This is a genomic window from Pseudescherichia vulneris NBRC 102420 (assembly GCF_000759795.1).
GTDB classification, from domain to species: domain Bacteria; phylum Pseudomonadota; class Gammaproteobacteria; order Enterobacterales; family Enterobacteriaceae; genus Pseudescherichia; species Pseudescherichia vulneris.
The window spans coordinates 1-2,394 of record NZ_BBMZ01000048.1 but is presented as its reverse complement, the minus strand read 5'-3'; the positions used below and the strand labels follow the sequence as shown (position 1 = coordinate 2,394).

Annotated in this window: 2 protein-coding genes; both read right to left on the bottom strand. The window is 54.1% G+C overall.

Features of this window, described 5'->3' with window-relative positions; all coding sequences use genetic code 11:
* Positions 1-49: 49 nt before the first annotated feature.
* On the bottom strand, positions 50-1,294 hold the full coding sequence (locus EV102420_RS21945; protein WP_077776574.1) for a tail fiber domain-containing protein: 1,245 nt from the start codon (positions 1,292-1,294) through the stop codon (positions 50-52).
* A 69-nt stretch (positions 1,295-1,363) separates the two neighbouring features.
* Positions 1,364-2,332: a hypothetical protein gene (locus EV102420_RS20750; protein WP_042396212.1), complete on the bottom strand. Its 969-nt coding sequence runs from the start codon at positions 2,330-2,332 to the stop codon at positions 1,364-1,366.
* Positions 2,333-2,394 lie beyond the last annotated feature (62 nt).

Sequence of the window (2,394 nt, the reverse complement as noted above, 5' to 3'; positions counted from 1 at the left end):
ATACATACAGTAGATTCTCAGGATGGGTAATGCAATACGGTGCGGCCTATTAATCTTCTTCAGCAATGGTGTAGTCAGTTTCAGGGTTATACCCGAGGGTTTGCAGAAACGCTTCCATATTGTGCTGTTTTTCCTCGATGGTGGTTAAAGCCTGATCCAGTTCCACTGCTGTTTGCAGCACCAGGCCGGTGACCGCTGCGTAGTCCACGGTGTAGCTGCGCTTGCTGTCATCTCGCGCCCGTTTCAGGCGGGTAACCACGCGCGTTTCGGTGACAGTGATCGGCTCTCCGTTCTCGGCGAGCTTCTCATCCTGGTACGGCTCCTCGACAGACTCATACTGGTCATAATCATCAAATACAGACCCTATAGCCTCCGGCAACACGTCCATCAGTTCCTGTGCGATCACACCTGCAGACGGCATCCCTGTGTCTTTGAGGATATAAGTCACGCCACGCAGCAGCCGGATTTTGTCGCGGGCATTATTTATCGTTGCGATATCATCTTTTTTATCGGCGTCGGACGTCTGGGTCAGCGAAACGCAACTGATATTGCCCTGGGTAGTGAAGTTGCCGTTCTGGCGCATCGCGAAATATTTTTCTGTGCCTGCCACAGTCGCGGCGGTCGTAACAATAACGACATCACCGTAGTTCTCACAGAATGCATAGGCCATAGTTTTCTGTGTCGACGGATAAATGAAGTTCAGCGCACCATAGCTGGAGGCATTAGTGATGATCCCCAGTGAGCCGGTAGCATTGGCGGGACTTGATATTGTCCCACCCGTTTTCCCATCTACAGAGTTGAGCTGTTTGTCACTGATACCCAGATTACCGCGAGCGCCAGCAGCCGTTATAGATCCTGTACCACCGGATTCAACAGGCGCTGCCCCATTAGCCCCCTTCTGAACAAGCGATTTTTGCGCAGGCACAGTAACCGATGTGCCATTGATGGTGATTGTGACATTCCCCGTGCCTGTCATGACATCGGCAAAACCGCTCATGTACCGCTGATACATACCGAACGTCTCGGCAATATCTTGCGCCAGTCCGTCCACGCTCAGGCTATCGCTCAGCAAAATGGCATAACGGGTGCCTGCCGGGATCGCCGGATTGACCGCGGGCGTCACGGCCAGCTGTGTGGCGTTGGTCACGCCGGTAATCTGAAATACCTGCGCCGGGTTGGTCAGGACAATGACGGTGCAGCCGTTGCGGATCAGGCTTCCCGCCGCTGCGAAATTAGTTCCGGTACCGGTGAGTGTGCTGCCGCTGCCGGCGATCGTGCCAGTGGTGTAAATCATGTTGTCTCCGGGCAATAAAAAACCCGCTCGCGGCGGGTCTGATGTGGAATGAGTGATTTTTCAGGCGGGCTAAACCAGCCCGAGTGCATAGGGGTAATACTGATCGTAGATACTGCAGTCGATAAAGCCCACCCTGCCACTGATAGCCCACGGCTTAAACGCAGAGGCCTCACTGGAAGAAATAATCCGGCTGGAATAGACCACCGCCGAGGACGCTTTCCAGACGCCATTAGAAATACCCGCGCTGGAGCAGTTCATGTTCAGGTAGCCGCCATATTGTGGATTCGATGGGTCTTGTGGAATATAAATCCCGGAGGTGATGCCGGGAGTGACTGCCATTGGGGCTGCCGACGTTGCATCCCCCGCTAAAAGTTGCATGTTCAGCGGCAGGCAGTTGCTGTGCCATACCATTGCGCCGTCCCGGTAAACGAAAAATCCCCAGTCGGGAATGTTCACCAGGTAGTTAGAGAATATGTACAGGCGGCAACCCGTTTGTGTCATGCCGCCCGTCTGTACGAACGAGAATCCGTAATTGCCTCCGGCATTGTACTGCTGGTAAAAGGACGTCGGCATCCGCGCATCGCCGTCGCGCGCACGGATAAACGTCACGATTTTCTGACCCAGCGGGACTGATGAGGCAATGTTCTGGCTACCCGGCGGAACATCAATCACGCTGACCAGGCAAAACGGGGTGAAGTCAGGCGCAAGTTTAATTGTCCTGTTGCCGTTGCCGTCGTAGGAGTAGAGAGAGAATCCGTAATAATCCGACTCCCGCCCCGTATTAGGCGAGGCGAACACTACCAGCCGGATCGGCGTCGCCACGTTCCATGAGACGACATTCCCGGAAACAGTTACCTGATACGGGTTATTAGTCGGCATCACCTGGATAACCGACTCGATAAGAAGTGATGCCTGGTAGGTACATCCAGCCGGGTAGGATTTGCTACCCGAACCGGAGATGTCCAGCACATCCATCACGTAGTTAACCGCCATCGAGTTGATAGCGTCAAACGAGGTTCCCTGGATAAATGTCTGCATTACAACCTCTGCCCCATGACCGCCGCCGGACGTCCATACTGGTCATACGAAACGATCCGGTT